This window comes from Streptomyces fradiae, assembly GCF_041270065.1.
Classification (GTDB): Bacteria; Actinomycetota; Actinomycetes; order Streptomycetales; family Streptomycetaceae; genus Streptomyces.
In genome coordinates this window covers 3,286,217-3,303,001 of sequence record NZ_CP065958.1, presented here as the reverse complement: position 1 = coordinate 3,303,001, position 16,785 = coordinate 3,286,217, and the positions used below count along the sequence as shown (strand labels likewise).

Annotated in this window: 15 protein-coding genes; 7 read left to right on the top strand and 8 right to left on the bottom strand. The window is 72.2% G+C overall.

Features of this window, described 5'->3' with window-relative positions; all coding sequences use genetic code 11:
* Positions 1-27: 27 nt before the first annotated feature.
* Positions 28-255, bottom strand: coding sequence for a hypothetical protein (locus tag JAO84_RS14865; RefSeq protein ID WP_370413313.1), 228 nt, complete (start codon positions 253-255; stop codon positions 28-30).
* Positions 256-313: 58 nt separating this feature from the next.
* Between JAO84_RS14865 and JAO84_RS14860 the strand changes: the two genes are divergently transcribed.
* The gene (locus JAO84_RS14860; protein WP_370413312.1) at positions 314-856 is read left to right on the top strand and encodes an N-acetyltransferase family protein; all 543 of its coding nucleotides are present in this window, start codon (positions 314-316) and stop codon (positions 854-856) included.
* Here the strand turns inward: JAO84_RS14860 and JAO84_RS14855 are convergent.
* Positions 784-1,551 (bottom strand): GNAT family N-acetyltransferase, encoded by a 768-nt coding sequence (locus JAO84_RS14855; RefSeq protein WP_370413311.1) that lies wholly within the window; start codon positions 1,549-1,551, stop codon positions 784-786. The two genes, JAO84_RS14860 and JAO84_RS14855, sit on opposite strands and share 73 nt — an antisense overlap.
* Positions 1,552-1,624: 73 nt before the next feature.
* On the opposite strand from JAO84_RS14855, the gene JAO84_RS14850 reads away from it, so the two are divergent.
* Entirely contained in the window at positions 1,625-2,158 is a 534-nt protein-coding gene (locus JAO84_RS14850; RefSeq protein WP_370413310.1) for a GNAT family N-acetyltransferase, read from the top strand.
* Here the strand turns inward: JAO84_RS14850 and JAO84_RS14845 are convergent.
* Positions 2,139-3,662 carry a CehA/McbA family metallohydrolase gene (locus JAO84_RS14845; protein WP_370413309.1) on the bottom strand — a complete coding sequence of 508 codons (1,524 nt, stop codon included), beginning with the start codon at positions 3,660-3,662 and terminating at the stop codon, positions 2,139-2,141. The genes JAO84_RS14850 and JAO84_RS14845 overlap by 20 nt on opposite strands.
* Positions 3,663-3,812: 150 nt before the next feature.
* On the opposite strand from JAO84_RS14845, the gene JAO84_RS14840 reads away from it, so the two are divergent.
* The 3 genes from JAO84_RS14840 to JAO84_RS14830 all read left to right on the top strand — a co-directional run bounded on the left by JAO84_RS14840 (position 3,813) and on the right by JAO84_RS14830 (position 8,562).
* Positions 3,813-4,652, top strand: a complete 840-nt coding sequence (locus JAO84_RS14840; protein WP_370413308.1) for an LLM class F420-dependent oxidoreductase — start codon at positions 3,813-3,815, stop codon at positions 4,650-4,652.
* A gap of 24 nt (positions 4,653-4,676) precedes the next feature.
* The gene (locus JAO84_RS14835; protein WP_370413307.1) at positions 4,677-7,295 is read left to right on the top strand and encodes a bifunctional FO biosynthesis protein CofGH; all 2,619 of its coding nucleotides are present in this window, start codon (positions 4,677-4,679) and stop codon (positions 7,293-7,295) included.
* A gap of 148 nt (positions 7,296-7,443) precedes the next feature.
* Positions 7,444-8,562 (top strand): ADP-ribosylglycohydrolase family protein, encoded by a 1,119-nt coding sequence (locus JAO84_RS14830; protein WP_370413306.1) that lies wholly within the window; start codon positions 7,444-7,446, stop codon positions 8,560-8,562.
* Here JAO84_RS14830 and JAO84_RS14825 read toward each other — a convergent pair.
* Positions 8,547-10,085, bottom strand: coding sequence for a sodium:solute symporter family protein (locus JAO84_RS14825; RefSeq protein WP_370413305.1), 1,539 nt, complete (start codon positions 10,083-10,085; stop codon positions 8,547-8,549). The genes JAO84_RS14830 and JAO84_RS14825 overlap by 16 nt on opposite strands.
* A gap of 174 nt (positions 10,086-10,259) precedes the next feature.
* Positions 10,260-11,042, bottom strand: coding sequence for an SDR family oxidoreductase (locus JAO84_RS14820; protein WP_370413304.1), 783 nt, complete (start codon positions 11,040-11,042; stop codon positions 10,260-10,262).
* 82 nt (positions 11,043-11,124) lie between these two features.
* Here JAO84_RS14820 and JAO84_RS14815 point away from each other — a divergent pair, with 82 nt between their 5' ends.
* Positions 11,125-11,961 (top strand): hypothetical protein, encoded by an 837-nt coding sequence (locus JAO84_RS14815; RefSeq protein WP_370413303.1) that lies wholly within the window; start codon positions 11,125-11,127, stop codon positions 11,959-11,961.
* A 106-nt stretch (positions 11,962-12,067) separates the two neighbouring features.
* Here the strand turns inward: JAO84_RS14815 and JAO84_RS14810 are convergent, their stop codons facing one another.
* The 3 genes from JAO84_RS14810 to JAO84_RS14800 form a co-directional block, all read right to left on the bottom strand.
* On the bottom strand, positions 12,068-12,268 hold the full coding sequence (locus JAO84_RS14810; RefSeq protein ID WP_370413302.1) for a DUF397 domain-containing protein: 201 nt from the start codon (positions 12,266-12,268) through the stop codon (positions 12,068-12,070).
* Positions 12,269-12,530: 262 nt separating this feature from the next.
* Positions 12,531-13,394: a helix-turn-helix transcriptional regulator gene (locus tag JAO84_RS14805; RefSeq protein ID WP_265866359.1), complete on the bottom strand. Its 864-nt coding sequence runs from the start codon at positions 13,392-13,394 to the stop codon at positions 12,531-12,533.
* Positions 13,395-13,636: 242 nt separating this feature from the next.
* Positions 13,637-14,353, bottom strand: a complete 717-nt coding sequence (locus tag JAO84_RS14800) for a GPP34 family phosphoprotein (protein WP_370413301.1) — start codon at positions 14,351-14,353, stop codon at positions 13,637-13,639.
* Positions 14,354-14,523: 170 nt separating this feature from the next.
* Here JAO84_RS14800 and JAO84_RS14795 point away from each other — a divergent pair, with 170 nt between their 5' ends.
* Positions 14,524-16,758, top strand: a complete 2,235-nt coding sequence (locus JAO84_RS14795; protein ID WP_370413300.1) for a D-alanyl-D-alanine carboxypeptidase — start codon at positions 14,524-14,526, stop codon at positions 16,756-16,758.
* The last annotated feature ends 27 nt before the right edge of the window (positions 16,759-16,785 follow it).

Genomic DNA, 16,785 nt, shown 5'->3' with positions numbered 1-16,785 from the left:
CGTCGTTCCGCTGTGTCTTCCCGTGGCTCAGTGCCGGCCGGGGAGCAGCCCCTCGACCAGCTTGTTGGCGCCCGGCATCTGCTCGGCGGCGGCCGGCTCGGCCTTGGGCATCAGGACACCGCTCAGCGGCACCACGGAGGGCAGGTTGGCGCCGCCGGTGTCGGCGGCGGCCGTCCCGGCGGCGGCGAGGCCACCGGCCACGGCACCGGTCACGGCGAAGGAGGTCAGGGCGACGGCGGTGAGGATCTTCTTCATGCCGCGTGAACGCCGCCCGGGCGGCCGGGGTTACGCACGCCCCTCCTACGATGCGCCCATGCCCACCTCGTACGACGACACGAACTGGTCGCCTCGCCCGGCGACCGCGGCGGACGTCGAGCCCGTCGCCGAGCTGAAGGCCGTGGTCATGCGGCCCGACCTGGAGCGGCTCGGCCGCTACGACACGCACCGGGTGCGGCAGCGGCTGCGCGACGAGTTCCGCCCCGCGTACACGACGGTGATCGAGGTCGCCGGCGCCTTCGCGGGCTGCGTCTCCTTCGCCCCGTACAAGGCGGGCCCCGGCTACTACATCGAGCACTTCTACCTCGCCCCCGAGACCCAGGGCCGCGGCCTCGGCACCACGATCCTCCGCACCCTCCTCGCCCGCGCGGACGCGGAGGGCGTCCCGGTCCGCCTCGTCGTGATCCGGGGCAGTGCGGCCCGCCGCCTCTACGAGCGCGAGGGCTTCACGGTCGAGTCCGAGGACCCGATCGACGTGCTGATGGTGCGGGAGCCTCCCGTCGGACCTCAGGCGGTGTCGGCCTCCGGCGCCTCCGCGATCAGTGCCGTGCCCACGGTACGGAAGCCCAGGCGGGCGTAGAGGCGGGCCACGGTGTCGTCCGTGGCGGAGAGGAAGACCGTCTCGACGCCGAGCGCGCGGGCGTCGGCGACGAGGGCGGCGGTGACCGCGAGGCCCAGGCCGCGGCGGCGGGAGTCCGGGCGGGTGCCGACGCCGACGACCTCGGTGACCGGGCCGACGGGCTGGTGCTGGCCGGCCGCGAGGGCGGTGCCGGCGGGGTCGAAGGCGGACGCGAGGCGGGTGAGGCCGGCTGTGAGACGGGCCGCGACCTGGGCGGTCGCGCCGGGCGTCGGGGTGGCGCCGAAGGCGGCGTACGGGGCGGCGACCGCGCTCGCCAGGTGCGGGTCGTCGGGGCCGACCATGCGGACGGTGACGTCCGCCGGCGGGGCCGGCAGCTCCTCCGCCTCCGCCGACAGCACCATCAGCGGGTGCTCGTGCACCACGAGCCCGCTCGCCTCGACCGCCGCCCGCAGCCCCGGCGTGGTCTCCGCGACCCACTCGAACGCCTCCGGCACCCCCAGCTCCCGCTGCCGCGCCCGCACCTTCTCCACCGCCTCGACCGGCACCTCCCCGGCCCCGCCGTGCCCGAGCGCGGGCCGCGCGTAGTACGGCCAGCCCGCCCCCTCCCGTACGAACAGGGTCAGCGGCCCGAACTCCTCGGCGCGGGCGGCGGACCGGGGCACGGAGTCGTAGTAGGTCTCAAGGCGCGTCAGCATGCGGGCCACCGTACGCACGTCGGCGGACGGGCACACCTGAATACGTGGTGCGGAGACGCGCGATGATGGGGGCATGACCGAGATCCTCACGCCCCGCCTGCTGCTGCGTCGCTGGAGCGACGACGACCTCGTGCCGATGGCCGAGATCAACGCCGACCCCGAGGTCATGCAGTGGATCGGCGACGGCTCCGTACGCGATCTGGAGCAGACCGCCGAGGCGATCGAGCGGATCGAGGAGGAGTGGGACGAGGAGGGCTTCGGGCTGTTCGCGGTCGAGCTCCTCGGGTCCGGGGAGCTGATCGGGTTCACCGGGCTCTCCGTGCCGGAGTTCCTGCCCGAGGTGCTGCCCGCCGTCGAGATCGGCTGGCGGCTCGGGCGGCCCTACTGGGGGCAGGGTTACGCCTCCGAGGCGGCGCACGCGGCCCTTGAGTTCGGGCTGCAGGACCGCGGGCTCGACCGGGTGATCAGCATCGCGCGGATCGGCAACACCGCCTCGGAGAACGTGATGCGCAAGCTCGGCATGGTCCCGGAGCGGGAGACCGTCCACCCGGTGTACGGGCACCCGCTGCGGGTCCACGCCATCGACCTCACCGAGTACCAGGTGTGAGCTCTTCCACGAAGGACAGGAACACCGGGTTCGTGAAGGCCGCGAGCGCGCCCGGGAGCGGCGGGGCCGTCACCGGGTGGCGGACCTCCGCCCGTACATAGGTCGCGTACGCGGCCGTCGTCGTCCAGTCGACGGAGTCCACGCCCGTGCCGGTGCTCTGCGCGGTGTGCAGCACGCCCTGGTCGGTGACCAGGCGCAGGGAGCCGCCCGCGGGCGCGCCGGTGACCCGGAGGCGGGCGGTCACCGGTTCGTCGGGCGGGACCACGAGGCGCTCGCCGAGCCCCGCGGACCGGCCCTGGGCGTCGGTGAGGGTGAAGTCCACGGAGACCGCGGACGACTCGGCGACGTACGAGCGCCCGGCCCGCAGCCCGTCGAGGATCGCAGCCCGGCTCAGCTCGTCGGCCAGGACCACAGTCTGCGGCGTGCCCACCCGGTCGGGGTCCCGGTGCGCATCGCTGTTCCCCATCGCCGGGGTGAACCGGCCCTGCGCAAGGGCCCCGTCCCAGCCCGCCAGGGCGACCTCGTCGTCCGGCGTGTAGGGGCCGTTCCACACCTCGACCGCGTCCGCGTCGCCGAAGCCGAACTTCCAGGCGCAGCCGATGCAGGTGGCCTGCGGGTGCGCGGGCACGACGAGACCGCCTGCCCGGCGGATCTCGCGGGCGAACCGGCCGAAGCGGTTCTCCCGGGCGCGGTAACGCCAGTCGACGAAGGTGCCGGGGGCGGTGCCGAGGGCGAGCACGTGACCGTTGCGGGTGGTGACCTCCTCGCCGAGCAGGATCAGCAGGTCGTCGCCGGCGTGCTCGGCCCAGGCGCCGTGCCCGGCGTGGGTGTTGTGCTCGGTGCCGGCGAGGAAGTCGAGGCCGGCGGCGCGGGCGAGCGCGGCGACCTCGGCCGGGGTGCGGCGCCCGTCGGAGTACACGGTGTGCAGATGGCAGTCGCCGCGGTACCAGTTCCGGCCCCGGCCGCGGGCCCGCTCCGGCGGGTACGCCGGGCGTACGGCGGGCGCGGAGGGGCCGAGCCGGAGGGTGATCGTCACGGTGTACGCGAGCCCCTGCGGCGCCACCGTGTACGGGCCGAGCGCCACGTACCAGGTCCCGGCCCGCAGTGGCCCGGCCACGTACCCGGGCGTGGCGTCGTCGGTGCGGACGAAGAACTCCTTGCGGGCGCCTCCCGACCAGCCGCGGAAGCCGTTGCCGCCGAGGGCGGTGCCGCGCTGGTCGAAGAGGCCGATGTCGAGGGCGTTGCCCTGGGTGCCGGCGGGCACGGCGGGCCGCTCGTACGCGTAGGCGACGTGCAGCTCGCGCACCCCGTGCGGCAGCTCCACCGGCAGGTACACGAAGTCGGGGGAGCCGGGCGGCAGGGTGCCGCGCACGGTGCGGGTGAGAGCGCCATCGGCTGTGGTGTCACCGTCGGCGGCATGCGCGAAGCTCACGGTGCCCAACGTAAACGCGGTCGCCGCGCCCGTCATGAGGAGCGCGCGTCGAGTCGTATCCGTCATGCCCATGACTGTGGCGCGCGGAGGTGAACACTGGAACAACGCGAGCGGCACCCCGGCACCCCGGCACCCGGCACCCATGGCGCGGGACCCGTGCCGTACACGTACACGTACCGCACGCCCCTCGGAATTCCACGCCCCACCCCCTACCGTGCCCCCATGCGGATCTCGACCACGATCTTCCTGACCGACGAGACCATCTCCCCCGTGCGCCTCGCCCGCGCCCTCGAAGAGCGCGGCTTCGCCGGGCTCTACCTCCCCGAGCACACCCACATCCCCGTCTCCCGGGAGTCCGACTACCCGTTCGGCGGTGGCGGCGGCGAACTGCCCCGCGAGTACGCCCGCACCCTCGACCCCTTCGTGGCACTCGGCCAGGCCGCCGCCGTCACCGAGCGCCTGCTCCTGGGCACCGGCATCACGCTGGTCGCCGAGCACGACCCGATCGCCCTCGCCAAGACGATCGCGACCCTCGACCACCTCTCCGGCGGGCGCTTCACCCTCGGCGTCGGCTTCGGCTGGAACCGCGAGGAGGCCGCCGACCACGGCGTCGACTGGCCGACCCGCCGCGAGCGCACCCGGGACGCCGTGCACCTGATGCGCGCCCTGTGGTCCGCCGAACCCACCCCGTACGAGGGCGCCTTCGGCCGCTCCGTCAGCGCCTCCGACGCCTGGCCCAAGCCCCCCGCCGGCGCCCCGCGCACCCTGGTCGGCGGCGCGGCCGGCCCCAAGCTCTTCTCCCACATCACCGACTACGCCGACGGCTGGATGCCCATCGGCGGCCGCGGCCTCTCCACCAACCTGCCGCTCCTCCGCGAGGCCTGGGAAGCCGCCGGCCGCACTCCGGACTCCCTCCAGGTCGTCCCCTTCGGAGTCCACCCGAACCCCGGCAAGCTCGCCCACTACGCGGACCTCGGCTGCCCGGAGGTGGTGCTGCAGCTGCCGCCTGGTGACGAGAAGGAGGTCTTGGAGGCCCTTGACGCATACGCGCGGTACCTCTGAGGCGTCCGCTCGTATGCTCGGTCCATGACGGATCACCAGGCAGCACGCGACGCCCACGACGCCCGTCCCACCGAGAACGCCATGCGCAGGGCCCTGAAGCGGGCCCGGGACGGGGTGGCGCTCGATGTGGGGGAGGCCGCCGTGCTGCTGAGGGCGCGCGGGGCGGATCTGGCGGAGTTGGTGGGGACGGCCGGGCGGGTGCGGGACGCGGGGCTGGAGGCCGCCGGGCGGCCGGGGGTCATCACGTACTCGAAGAGCGTGTTCATACCGCTCACCCGGCTGTGCCGGGACAAGTGCCACTACTGCACCTTCGTGACCGTGCCCGGCAAGCTGCGCCGGGCCGGCCACGGGATGTTCATGAGCCCGGACGAGGTCCTGGACATCGCGCGCAAGGGCGCCGCGCTCGGCTGCAAGGAAGCCCTCATCACCCTCGGGGACAAGCCCGAGGACCGCTGGCCCGAGGCCCGGGAGTGGCTGGACGCGCACGGGTACGACGACACGATCGCGTACGTACGGGCCATGTCGATCCGGATCCTGGAGGAGACCGGACTCCTCCCGCACCTCAACCCCGGGGTGCTCTCCTGGACCGACCTCCAGCGGCTCAAGCCGGTCGCGCCCTCGATGGGGATGATGCTGGAGACCACCGCGACCCGCCTGTGGTCCGAGCCCGGCGGCCCGCACCACGGCTCGCCCGACAAGGAGCCCGCAGTCCGGCTGCGGGTCCTGGAGGACGCCGGGCGCTCCTCCGTCCCGTTCACCAGCGGCCTGCTGCTCGGGATCGGCGAGACCCCGGAGGAGCGCGCCGAGTCGCTGTTCGCGCTGCGCCGGATCGCCCGCTCCTACCACGGCATCCAGGAGCTGATCATCCAGAACTTCCGCGCCAAGCCGGACACGGCGATGCGCGGCATGCCGGACGCCGAACTCGACGACCTGGTCGCCACCGTGGCCGTCGCCCGCCTCATCATGGGCCCCGCCGCCTGCCTCCAGGCCCCGCCGAACCTGGTCGACGCCGAGTACGAGCGCCTGATCGCCGCCGGCATCGACGACTGGGGCGGGGTCTCCCCGCTCACCATCGACCACGTCAACCCCGAACGCCCCTGGCCGCGGATCGAGGAACTCGCCGAGCACTCCCGCACCGCCGGCTTCGAGCTCCGCGAACGCCTCTGCGTCTACCCGGAGTTCGTACGCCGCGGCGAGCCCTGGCTCGACCCGCGCATCGTCCCGCACGTCCGCGCGCTCGCCGACCCCGAGACCGGCCTGGCGAACCCGGACGCGCCCGTCCGGGGCCTGCCCTGGCAGGAGCCCGACGAGGCCTTCAGCGCGAGCGGCCGCACGGACCTCCACGCCACCATCGACACCACCGGCCGCACCGGCGACCGCCGCGAGGACTTCGACCACGTCTACGGCGACTGGGACGCGCTGCGCGAGGCCGCCGCGCCCGGCCTGGTGCCCGACCAGCGCGCGCCCGAGCGGATCGACAGCGACGTACGGGAGGCCCTGGCCGTCGCCGCCGACGACCCGACCCGGCTCACCGACCCGCAGGCCCTCGCCCTGTTCCACGCCGACGGCCCGGCCCTCGACGCGCTCTGCGCGGTCGCCGACGACGTCCGCAGGACCGCGGTCGGCGACGACGTGACGTACATCGTCACGCGGAACATCAACTTCACCAACGTCTGCTACACCGGCTGCCGCTTCTGCGCCTTCGCCCAGCGCCGCACCGACGCCGACGCCTACACCCTCTCCCTCGACCAGGTCGCCGACCGGGCCGCCCAGGCCTGGGAGGTCGGCGCCGTCGAGGTCTGCATGCAGGGCGGCATCCACCCCGACCTGCCCGGCACCGCCTACTTCGACATCGCGCGCGCGGTGAAGGAACGCGTCCCCGGCATGCACGTGCACGCCTTCTCGCCGATGGAGGTCGTCAACGGCGCCGCCCGCACCGGCCTGTCCATCCGCGAGTGGCTCACCGCCGCCAAGGAGGCCGGACTCGACTCCATCCCCGGCACCGCCGCCGAGATCCTCGACGACGAGGTCCGCTGGGTCCTCACCAAGGGAAAGCTGCCCACCGCCACCTGGATCGAGGTGATGACCACCGCCCACGAGCTCGGCATCCGTTCCTCCTCGACCATGATGTACGGGCACGTGGACCAGCCCCGCCACTGGCTCGGCCATCTGCGCACCCTGGCTGGCATCCAGCAACGCACCGGCGGCTTCACCGAGTTCGTGACCCTGCCCTTCATCCACACCAACGCGCCCGTCTACCTCGCCGGCATCGCCCGCCCCGGCCCGACCACCCGCGACAACCGCGCCGTCACCGCCATGGCCCGGCTGCTCCTCCACCCGTACATCCCCAACATCCAGACCAGTTGGGTGAAGCTGGGCACGGAGGGCGCCGCCGCGATGCTGCGCTCCGGCGCCAACGACCTCGGTGGCACCCTGATGGAGGAGACCATCTCCCGTATGGCGGGCTCCAGTTACGGCTCGTACCGCTCGATCCGCGACCTGGAGGCCATCGCCGAGGCCGCCGGCCGGCCCTCCCGGCCGCGCACGACGCTGTACGGCGAGGTGCCCGAGGAGCGGCAGTCGGCGGCCCGCGCCTCGGACGGACACCTGCCGGAGCTGCTGCCGCTGCTGCCCCCGGAGTAAGAGCCCTCGGAGTAAGAAGAAATCTGGTCAAAAACGGCCTGAAGGGAGCCGGAACGCATAACGTTCCGGCTCCCGAATGAGCGCATCCGGTCTATTACAGTGCTGAGAGTGCCGAGCAGACCGGTCGGTGTACGGGGGAGGGCACGTCGTGACCACCACAGCCGCGGCCGTGTGGGGCCGCACCGAACAGCAGGACTTCCGCTCGCGGGTCCGCGGCTGCCTGCTCGGCGGCGCGGTCGGTGACGCCCTCGGCGCCGGGGCCGCAGCCCGCACCCTCGCCGAGCTGCGCACCGCGCACGGACCCGAGGGCCTGACCGAGCTCGCCCCCGCCTACGGGCGGCGCGGAGCGGTCACCGCCGCCACCCAGATGTCCCTGTTCACCGTGGACGGCCTGATCCGCGCCCAGGTCCGCCGCGACACCGGCCACTGGCACCCGCCCACCGATGTGCACCGGGCCCATCTGCGCTGGGCCGCCACCCAGCGCGACTGGGGCCCCGACGAACGGCGCACCGATCTCGGGTGGCTGGCCCGCGAGGAGTGGCTGTACGCCCGCCGGGACCCGGCCCGGGCCTGCCTCACCGGACTCGGCGACGCCCAGCTCGGCACGCTCGACCGGCCGAAGAACCCGCAGGCCGCCGACAGCGGCGCCGTGGTCCGCTCGGCGCCGTTCGGGCTGCTCGTCGGCTGGGAGCCGCAGCTGGTGTGCCAGCTGGCGGTGGAGTGCGCCGCCCAGACGCACGGCGACCCCGCCGCGTATCTGGCGGCCGGCGCGTTCGCGGTGGTCGTGCACGGCCTGGCCCGGGGCGGCAGCGTCGACGCGGCCGTCGCCACCGCGCTCGCCCAGCTCGCCGCCCGCCCCGGCCACCAGCGGGTGACCGAGGCCCTGGAGGCCGCGCTCGACGCCGTACGGCAAGGGGCGCCGGACGCCGAGCGGGTGACCGCGCTCGGGGCGGCCGAGGACCGGGCCGAGGGGCAGCTGGCGGCCGCCGTGTACTGCACGCTGGTCGGCGAGGACGTCCGGCACGGGCTGCGGCTCGCGGTCAACCACGACGGCCCGTCGGCGGCGACCGGCAGCCTCACCGGGGCGCTGCTCGGCGCCCTGCACGGCGAGACGGCCCTCCCGCCGGCCTGGGTGGCCGAACTGGAGGGCCGTGCGACGGTCCTGGCGCTCGCGGACGACTTCGCGATGGAGATGACCCAGGGGGCGGCCCTGCACGGCCCCGCCGACCTGGCCTCGGGCTGGCTGACCCGCTACCCCAGGGGCTGACCGCTGCGGTCGCCCGACTGCTGCGCGGGTACGGCCGCCGTGCCGTCGCCGCCGTCCAGCCGGTCGAGCAGCGCGTCGCGCTCCGGAGTCGCCTCGGGCTTCACGTACCCGATCAGGACGTAGAGGACCAGCGAGGTGGCGAGCGGGGCCACGATCTGGATCTGCAGCTCGACACCGTCCAGGCCGTAGTTGGTGAGCCAGAAGGCGAAGAGACCGGCCGCCCAGGAGACGAGCGCCGCCGTCGGGCCGGACTTCCGGAAGGTGCGCAGCAGGCCCAGCATGAACGGGATCGCGATCGGTCCCATGAGCCCGGCCACCCACTTGATCACGACGGTGATGATGTCCTTGAAGGTGGGGGAGTTGACCTGGGTGGCGACCGCCATCGACAGGGCGAGGAAGGCGACCGTCGACAGACGCGCGGCGAGCAGCCCGGCCCGCTGGGTCCAGGACCGGGCGGCCTTGCTGAGCACCGGCGCGATGTCCCGGGTGAAGACGGCCGCGATGGCGTTGGCGTCGGAGGAGCACATGGCCATGGTGTGCGAGAAGAAGCCGACGACCACCAGGCCGAGCAGGCCGTGCGGGAGGAGCTGTTCGGTCATCAGGGCGTACGCGTCGGAGGCGTCCGGCTTCGTCGGGTGGACGAGCAGCGGCGCGCACCACATGGGGAAGAAGAGCACGGCCGGCCAGACCAGCCAAAGGAGCGCGGACAGCCGGCCGGAGCGGGTGGCCTCGCGGGGGGTCGGGGTGGCCATGTAGCGCTGGGCCTGGTTCCACATGCCGCCGCTGTACTCGAAGGTCTTGATGAAGAGATACGCGAGGAGGAAGGTCAGCGTGTACGGGCCGGCCGTCGGCGCGGTGTGTCCCTGGAGCTCGGGCCGGTCCCACACCGTCCACAGCGCGTCGATCCCGCCGAGCTTGCCGAGCACCGCGACCAGCATCGCGAGTCCGGCCAGCAACTGGATGACGAACTGGCCGAGTTCGGTGAGCGCGTCCGCCCACAGGCCGCCGACCGTGCAGTAGATGCCGGTGATGATTCCGGTGATGAGGATGCCCTGGTTGAGCGAGATCCCGGTGAAGACGGACAACAGGGTGGCGATGGCGGCCCACTTGGCGCCCACGTCCACGATCTTGAGCAGCACCCCGGACCAGGCGAGGGCCTGCTGGGTGGGCAGGTTGTAGCGGTTCTTCAGGTACTCCAGCGGGGAGGCCACGTGGAGCCGGGAGCGCAGCCGGTTGAGCCGGGGCGCGAAGAGGTGGGCGCCGACGGCGATGCCGATGGCGATGGGGAAGGACCAGGTGACGTAGGAGGTGACGCCGTAGGTGTAGGCGATGCCGGCATAGCCGGTGAACATCACCGCGCTGTAGCCGGACATGTGGTGCGAGATCCCGGACAGCCACCAGGGCATGCGGCCGCCGGCCGTGAAGAAGTCCGAGACGTCGTCCACGCGCTTGTGGGACCAGACTCCGATCGCGACCATGACGCCGAAATAGCCGATGAGCACGACCCAGTCGAGACTGTTCATTGCCCGCCCTCCATGAGGTCCGGTCCGCCTTGTGAACGCCGTTCATGGTGTGGGGAGTTGGAAGGCGGGGACAATGCAGGGGAGGGTCAAGGGACAGTAAAATCGTTCGGTTTGCTGACCTGCGTTCAGGTATCTGAACCAGCTGGTTTTCTGCCCGCCCCGTCGGGCGGCGGCTCAGCGCATCAGCTCACCCGCGTTGACCAGCAGCGACTGCCCGGTGATCGCCCGCGCCCGGTCCGAGGCGAGGAAGACCGCCGCCTCCGCCACGTCCCCGTCCGTCGCGAGCTCCGGCAGCGCCATCCGCTCGGTCAGCCGGCCGAGCACCTCGGTCTCCGGCACCTGCTCGGTGTGCGCCGCGAACTGTACGTACGCCTGCACCGGCGGCCCCCACATCCAGCCCGGCAGCACCGTGTTGACCCGGATCCGGTGCGGCCCCAGCTCGTGCGCCAGCGAGTACATCGCCGAGGTCAGCGCCCCCTTCGACGCCGCGTACGCGGCCTGCCGCACCTGCGAGGGCGCCGCCACGGCCGACTGCGTGCCGATCAGGACCACGGAGCCGCCCCGCCGCTTCAGGGCGGGCAGGCAGGCCCGGGTCATCCGCAGCGTGCCGAGCAGGTTCACGTCCAGGACGCCCTGCCAGGTGTCGAAGTCGGCGTCCTCCAGGCCTCCGAAGTACGAGTCCCAGGCGGCCACGTGCACCACCGCGTCGATCCCGCCGAAGCGCTCGACGGCGAGCGCGGCGAGCGCCTCGCACTGGGCCTCGTCGGTGATGTCGGTGGGCAGGAAGGCCGTGCTTGTCCCGGTCGGATCGATCTCGGCGGCCGCCTTCGCGAGGTTCGCCTCCGTGCGCGCGCCGAGGACCGCGCGGCCCCCGTCCCGTACCACCGTCTCGGCCACCCTGTGCCCGAGCCCGGCGCCGACGCCGGACACCACGACCGTCTTTCCCTGGAGCAGCATGCGCGACCTCCCGGAGCCTGTTCATTTATCTGACGGCCCGTCAGAGTAGGTGCCTGTCACCGACAAGGGAAGGGGAGCGAGGATGAGCGAGGCGAGGGAGACGAGCGAGACGTACGGGGAGCTGGCCGCCGTCGGGCCGTACGGCACCCACCCGGGGCACGCCCTGATCACCATGGTCGAACCGCACCCGGGCCACGAGTACGCGTACAACCGCTGGTACGAGGACGACCACTACTACGCCGGCGCCATGGCCATGCCCTGGATGTTCGCGGGCCGCCGCTGGGTCGCCACCCGCCCCCTCCAGGAGCTGCGCGTCCCGGAGAAGTCGGCGGTCGCCCAGCCGGTCACCGCCGGCTGCTACCTCGCCACGTACTGGATCACCGACGGGCGCTACGACGAGCACATGAAGTGGACCGTCGCCATCAACAAGCGCCTCAACCGCGACGCCCGGGTCTACCACGACCGCACCCACGTCTTCACGTCGTTCCAGGACCACGAGACGACCGTCTACCGGGACGGTGCGGCCGGACCCCGGGACCTGCACGCGCTCGACCACCCGTACCGCGGACTCGTCCTGCAGGTGATCGACGCCGAGGGCCCCGAGGCGCGGGCGGAACTCCTGGAGCGGCTGCGGTCCCGGGAGCTTCCGCGTCGGCTCGCGGGCTCACCGGCGGCGATGGTGACCGTCTTCCGGCCCACGCCGCTGCCGGGCGACCGGATGACGTACGTGAAGCAGGTCGAGGGCGTCGACACCCGGCTGACCCTGCTGTGGTTCCTGGAGGAGGACCCCCGGGAGTGCTGGGCGGAGCACTTCGCGGACCTGGAGTCGCTGGGAGGGGGCGGGGGCCGGGTCGAGCTCGTGGCGCCGTTCATCCCGACGGTGCCGGGGACGGACCGCTACGTGGACGAGCTGCGCTGAGCCCTTCCGGGCGGGGCCGGGGCAAAGGCCGAGCCCCCTCGACCAGGACGGCGGACCGGGCGAGAGGGCTCATTCCTTAATGTGGTGCGTGGTGCGCGCGGGGTCGTCACAGGACCCCGACGCCCACCTCGCCCACGAACGCGTTCCACGACCCCGGTCCGAAAGAAATCGAAGGGCCCTCGGGGGCCTTCGAGTCACGCACGTCGATCGCGTTCACGACGGGGGACTTGACCTCGACGCAGGCGCCGTTGCCACCGGAATAGGAGGACTTCGTCCAGCTGTCCGTACCGCCCTGAATAATCGCCATTGTTCTCAACTCCGGTTTCTTCGAGTGCGAGTGATGCCAGTAGATGTCGCGCCAAGGTTCTTGCTTGCTTTGGCGTGATCGACGCTACTGCCCGGCCCCGTCGTGCGGGACCGGCGTTCACCCGACCGGATGGCATATTCCAAGTGGGCTTCCGCTGGAGCGAGTCGGGGGTGTACCGTACCGGCCTCTTCCCCCGGGCCCCGCGCCGAATAGCGGCATTCAGCTGCGTTTGGTTTGTGATGCGCAGGAAGCCCTGGACGTCCTATTTTCCGTCGGCGTACCGCTTCGCAATCTCCGTCACGAACTCGCGGGTGTCCTCCACATTCAGCGCCTGTGCCCGCAAGTGCTCGTACATGACGCTGTACTTCGCGACATCCTGGGCCTTCTCCAGATACAGGTCGCTCGTCACGCCCTCGATGTAGACGACGGACGAGTCGGAGGTGTCCGGGAATTCCAGAATCGCGTAATGCCCGCTGATGCCCGGATGCGCGCCCATGTGGAACGGCAGCACCTGCACGGTCACGTGCGGCAGGTGCGACTGCTCGACGAGGTGCTCCAACTGCTCCACCATCAGCTGGCGGTTGCCGACCAGCCGGCGCAGCGCGCCCTCGTCGATGACCGCCCACAGGCGCAGCGGACGCTCGTCGTCCTTGATGCGGTCCTGGCGGCGGGTGCGCACGGTGACCCGCTTGTCGATGTCCGCCGGGGTGGACTCGGGCAGCGCGCCGGCGATCACGGCCTCGGCGTACGCGTGGGTCTGCAGCAGGCCCGGGATGATCTGCGGCTCGTACACCCGCAGGCTCTCCGCGTCCGTCTCCAGACCGATGTAGACGCTGTACGGGATGTCGCCGAAGGCGTGCCACCAGCCCTGCTGGCGCGAGTCCTTGGCCATCTGCATCAGCGAGTCGACCACCCGCTCGTCCTCGACCTCGTACACCCCGCACAGGTCGCGGACGTCACGCTGGCTGATGGAACGACGCCCGTTCTCGAGGCGGCTGATCTTCGACTGGGAGACGAGCAGGCGCTCGGCGACCTGCTCGGCCGTCATGTTCTTCGCCTCCCGGAGCCGGCGCAGCTCCTGTCCCAATCGGCGTCGCCTGACGGTGGGGTTGACGTTGGACGCCACGGAAACTGCACCTCCGGCTGTCGGCTGCGTAGCTGTGAGTATCTACCGCTTGGCAGACTGCCACCAAAGGTGCTGTGTGCGCTGGCGAATGACCAGACACGGGCATATGCGCGTGCGTGGGTGTATGGGGGTGCGCGTACGAGTGCGCGTACGGGACGGCCGTGGGTGGCGGCCGTCCCGTACGTGGCGGTGCGGAGGTGGAGCGCTGTTCTTGTACGTGTACGTGCGTGGGCGCCCGTACGTCACATGGCGGCGCGCGCCATGGTGCCGCGGCGCGGCTGGGACGGCACTCCGCCGCCCGGGCCGCCCGCCGTGGCGCTCCGGCGGGGCTGGGCGCCCACACCGTTCTGGACGTCCATGACGGCGTGCGCCACGAGACCGCCCATCGGGTCGTGCCGGATCAGGTCGCGCAGCCGGGACCGCGACGACCTGCCTTCGTTGCCGGGGTACAGGTGCTTGCCGAGACCGACCGCGTGGGCCAGGGCGGCGAGCGCCGCGGTCCGCGGGTCCGGCGGTACGCCGGTGCGGATCGCACTGTCCAGCCGGGCCCTGATCTCCCGGCTGATGGCCGTGTCCGTCGCCTGGTAGCGAGTCGTCGGCAACACCCCGCACATCTGGCCCTCCACGGCATGCACCATGCCGCAGCGTTCCAGATGCGAGAGATACGTCTGGCGCAGCCCCAGTCGGGGCCCGCCGATCCAATGGACGGCCCGGACCGGACTGCCGCGTCGGCGCAGCAGTTCCAGTGCGGAGTCCAGAGTCGGATCTCCGGTCGGCCGTGGCATCACCACGGCGATACGATCCCCGTCAGGGGCTATCCGTCCTGCCAGAGCCAGCTCCACTAGCTGTGCTCCGGCCAGGCCGAGGTCGAGCGACTGCGGCTGCGCTGTGGTACCCGTGGCCGGGTCCAGAGCGAGCAGCAGAAGCTCCTCCGGAATAGTTCTGCGGCTCCTGCCCATCCATGCCTCCCCGCGTGGATGAATGACAGGGTGACCCCTCTCACATTCATCTGTCGAGAGTGCCTGGGTGCTTCGTACGGGAACCAGTAGGTATGTCGTTCTCGTCTAGCACCGGAGCCAAGGGGTTCACACAGGACACTGGTAGACGGTTCGGACGTAGGCATGAACGCATGAGCGATGGAGGAGGCACGGTGGCGGGCGAGTCCCCCGACAAGGCGGAGCAGCGGGAGAACGCGGTCGGCGGCGACGGCAAGGACCCCCGACTGTCCGTCCTCCAGGACCGCGTGGACGAGCCGACGGCCGTCTTCCGCGCCCTGGCCCCGCGGACGGCGCCGGAGGACGAGTCGTCGGACGCCGAGCCTTCCGGGGCGGAGGACGCGGCCGAGGGCGAGGCGGTTGCGGACGTGGACGCGGACGTGGACGCGGACGAAGCCGCCGACGCTGACGTGGACGACGACGCGACCGAGCTCGACCTTGAGGTCGACGTGCCGGAGGCAGAGGCAGAGGCAGACGTCGAGCCCGAGGACGAGGCCGACGAGCACGAGGCCGACAGGCCCGAGGGCGAGTCGTGGTTCGCCGCGCGCAAGCCGGCCGAGCCGAGGGCGGAGGAGAAGGCCGAGGCGGAGGAGAGCGCGGAGGAGAAGGCTGCCGAGGAGGAGCCGAAGCCCGCCGCCAAGCCGGTGGACCAGCCCACGGCGGTCTTCAAGGCGTTCACGCCGCCCGCCGCGAAGGCGGAGCCCGCGGAGGACAAGCCCGCCGCCGAGGAGCCCAAGCCCGCGGCGAAGCCGCCGGTCGACCAGCCGACGGCCGTCTTCAAGGCGTTCACCCCGCCCGCCGAGGCCAAGCCCGAGCCCACGCCCGAGGCCAAGCCCGCGGCTGAGGAGCCCAAGCCCGCCGCCAAGCCGGTCGATCAGCCGACGACGGCCCTGAAGCTGCCGCCGTCGACCTTCCGCCCGCTCAAGGGCGACATCACCCAGGAGCAGCCCAGACCGGCGCAGCCCGGGCCCGCCGAGCCCAAGCCGGCCGCGCCGAAGCCCGCCGAGCCCGCGGCCGCGGCGCCCGCGCCCGTACCGGCGGCGCTGGCCGAGCCGGAGCGGACCCGGCAGCAGCCGCTGCCGCCCCGCCCGCCGCTGGAGATCCTGGCGGAGCTGACCAACACCCCGCCGCCGCCGGAGACGCCGCTGCGGACCACGTTCCGCCGGTTCAAGATCTGGACCCCGCTGGTCCTGCTCCTCCTGGTCGTCTTTGCGGTCGTACAGTTCGTGCGCCCGCTCCCGGACCCCAAGCTGGTGCTGTCCGCCAACCCGACGTACACCTTCGAGGGCGGCCCGCTGCAGATGCCGTGGCCGTCCGAGGGCCAGGGCGCGGCCGAGGTCGAGGGCGTCGGTTCGCTCGGCACGTACGGCCCGCAGAAGCCGGCGCCGATCGCGAGCGTGGCGAAGACCATGACCGCGTACGTGATCCTCCGCGACCACCCGATCAAGGGGAAGGACGACGGTCCGGAGATCGAGGTCGACAAGACCGCCGGCGAGCAGGCGAAGGCCAAGGACGAGTCGACGGCCCCCATCAAGGAGGGCCAGACCTACAGCGAGAAGGAGCTGCTGGAGCTCCTGATGATCCCGTCGGGCAACAACGTGGCGCGGCTGCTCGCGCGCTGGGACGCCGGTTCCGAGGCCGCGTTCGTCGAGAAGATGAACGCCGCGGCCAAGGAGCTCGGCATGACCGGCTCGACGTACACGGACCCGTCCGGTCTGCAGTCGACCACCGTGTCGACCCCGCTCGACCAGCTGAAGCTGGCGAAGGCGGTCATGCAGTACGACGTGTTCCGCGAGATCGTCGACATGCCGAACGTGACGGTCGACGGCATCCCCGGCCAGATCGAGAACAACAACAACATCCTGCTCAAGCCGGGTGTGGCCGGCATCAAGACGGGTTCGTCGACCCCGGCCGGCGGCAACCTGCTGTGGTCGGCGTACACGGTCGTCGACGGCCAGAAGCGCCGCATCCTCGGCATCGTCATGGGAGCCAAGGACGCCCCGCAGCTGTGGCAGAAGCTGGAGCTGGCGATCCAGAACAGCCTCAAGCTCATCCAGAAGGCGCAGGCCGACGTCACCTCCGCCGCCGTGGTGAAGAAGGACCAGGTCGTCGGTTACGTGGACGACGGGCTCGGCGGCCGTACGCCGGTCGTGTCGACCAAGGACCTGAAGGCGGTCGGCTGGCCGGGCCTGAAGGTGAGCCTGCAGCTGGGTGACGGCGGCAAGAAGCCGCCGCACGCGGCCAAGGCCGGGGACGTCGTCGGCCAGGTGTCGATCGGCACCGGCGCGGGCGCGGTCAGCGCACCGGTGGCCCTCGCGAAGGACCTGGTGGAGCCCGGTTTCGGTCAGAAGCTGACCCGACTGGGCTGATCGGACGGGCGCCCGGGAGCTCCCCGG